The sequence below is a fragment of the Actinoplanes sp. NPDC051633 genome, assembly GCF_040681735.1.
Taxonomy (GTDB): domain Bacteria; phylum Actinomycetota; class Actinomycetes; order Mycobacteriales; family Micromonosporaceae; genus Actinoplanes.
On the sequence record NZ_JBFAZH010001178.1, the window covers coordinates 1 to 2,372 of the forward strand.

Here is a 2,372-nt window from a genome sequence, read left to right on the forward strand (position 1 = left end):
GAACACTTCGACGACCTGGTCTGCGACCCTCGCCTGCGCCGTGACCCACTGCTGGACTGGGTCGGCCGGATGCCCCGTGACCAGCTCTGTCTGGACCGCTACCGGGTGATGCTGACCAGCGGCTCCTCGGGTCGCCCGGGCCTGTTCGTCTACGACGCCGCCGGCTGGCGATCGGTCGGCGCCCAAGCGCTGCGTATCTCTCGCTGGGCCGGCCTACGGCCCAGCCTGCCCCGCCGGCGTGTGGCGCTGCTCGGCGGCGCCGCCCCCTTCCACGTCAGCCGCCAGGTCGCCGCCACAATGGCGGTCGGTCTGCATCGCGTCCTGAGCCTGCCGGTCACCCTGCCGCTGTCTCAACTGGTCCAGGCGCTGAACCAGTTCCAGCCCACCTACCTGCACGCCTACCCGTCGGTGGCGATGTGGCTGGCCGACGAGCAGCGGGCCGGCCGCCTGCGAGTCAAACCACAGAGCGTGGTGACCATTGCCGAGCTGCGCACCCCGGAGATGACCCGGCGGCTCCAGCAGGCCTTCGGGGTGCAGCCCTTCAACGCCTACGGCTGCACAGAGGGGCTGTGGGGCTCCGAATGCGAGCATCACCGAGGCATCCACCTGTTCGAGGACACCACCCTGGTCGAGAACGTCGACGCCGACGGGCAACCCGTGCCGGCCGGCCAACCCGGCGCCCGACTGCTCGTCACAAACCTCTACAACCTGGTGCAACCGTTGATCCGGGTGGAGGTCACCGACGTCGTCACCCTGGATCCCGAGCCGTGCCCATGCGGACGCAGCCTGGTCCGCGCCGGCACCATCCACGGCCGCAGCGACGACATCCTCTCCCTCCCGGCCCGCGACGGCCCTGCGATCGCCATCCACCCGCTGCATTTCGCCCTGCTCACCCGCGACCCCGACATCGTCGAGTTCCAAGTTCGTCAACACGGTCCCGCCCTGACCGTCCTGATCGTCCCGACCCGCTCATCGAACGCAGCCGCAGCGGGCGGCGCCTCCGGGTTGGAACGCCGCATTCAGCAGGCGGTTGTCCACAAACTGGTTGATCTCGGCATCCGTGACCCACAGGTGACCGTCGAATGCCGCGACGAGCTTCCCCGCTCAGCGGCCGGCAAGCTCAAGCTCGTCATCGCCGACCTCGCCGCCCAGCCCGCCCCCACCGACATCGGCTGAGCGTCACGCATGACACGTCCATTGTGGGCGGTCATCCCACTCGCTCGCACTCGCATGAGCATCGAGGGGTCGCCGCTGGTGTTAGTACGCCGCCGCTGTGACCAGGAACCCGTAGTGCCGGCCGGGGAACGGCCGCAGCGGGTCACCCTCGTACCCGTAGTGGGGGTGGGAGAGGTTGTACCGGGCGGTGTCTGCCAGCACGGTGAGCATGTTGCGGGTCGGGTGACCGGACCGGCAGTTTCCGTCTGCGATGCACAGCGCCACTGTCCCGGCGACCGCGGGAGCGGCCAGGCTGGTCCCGGCGACTGCCGGAGCGTACTCGCCCAGCCCTAGCTCGGGCGGGACCGTGGTCTCCATACACGCCCCCGGTGCGGCGATCGTGCGCAGCTTGTCGCGAAGTGCCACCGCGTAGTTGCTGAAGGTGGCGGCGGCGTCATCGGCGATGCCGATCTGTTCAAGGTCGCACTCTGGGGGCGCCTTGCCGCCCGGCTTGCCGTCGAAGTCGGCCATGGCGGTGACGGTGAGCACCTCGTCGTAGGAGGCGGGGATGCGGGCGGCGAAGTCGATGGCCTGGTTGCCCGCCGACCCCACGTAGGTCACCCCGGCCGCTACCGACTTGCAGATGGCCAGGTGAAATGGGTCATCGTTGGTGAGCCCGCACCGATCATCGCCGGCGAAGTCGAGCTCGAAACTCATGTTGGCGACCGCGATGTCGTTGGACCGGCTGGTGTCTTGGCGGGTCGAGGTCACCCAGTCAATCCCGCACAGGACGGCAGACAGCGTGCTTCCGCCCTGGGGGTCCACAACTTTCACCGACCACAGCGGCGCGCCGGGAGCTGCTCCCACCACGCCGACTTGGTTGTCCCTGGCGCCCGCGATGCCGGCGACCAGGGTCCCGTGCGGGAGTGTGTCGGTCAGGCTGGTCCCCGGCACGACCAGGGTGCCGGTGTGGCAGTCCACGCCACCCTTGACGTTGAGGTCGGGGTGGTTACCGGCGATCCCGCTGTCGATGATGGCCACGTTGACGTTCACCGACCCCCGCCCATCTCCGGCACGGGTCGATGACCGCTCCAGATCGATGCGGTCGGCCCAGTCCGGGAGGCACTGGGGGCCTCCCAGGACGTTCTCGCACCGCGGCGGCGCAGGAGTGGAAGCGGCTGCCAGCCTGAATCTGCGGTCCTGGGTCACGAACTGCA

Annotated in this window: 2 protein-coding genes; one reads left to right on the forward strand and one right to left on the reverse strand. The window is 69.3% G+C overall.

What is annotated here, in order from left to right:
• Window positions 1–1,176 (forward strand): AMP-binding protein (locus AB0M20_RS38660; RefSeq protein WP_364305918.1); only part of this gene is annotated, 1,176 nt, incomplete at its 5' end.
• 81 nt (window positions 1,177–1,257) lie between these two features.
• Here the strand turns inward: AB0M20_RS38660 and AB0M20_RS38665 are convergent.
• A complete protein-coding gene (locus AB0M20_RS38665; protein ID WP_364305920.1) occupies window positions 1,258–2,208 on the reverse strand; it encodes a S8 family serine peptidase in 951 nt (316 codons plus the stop codon).
• Between the last annotated feature and the right edge of the window lie 164 nt (window positions 2,209–2,372).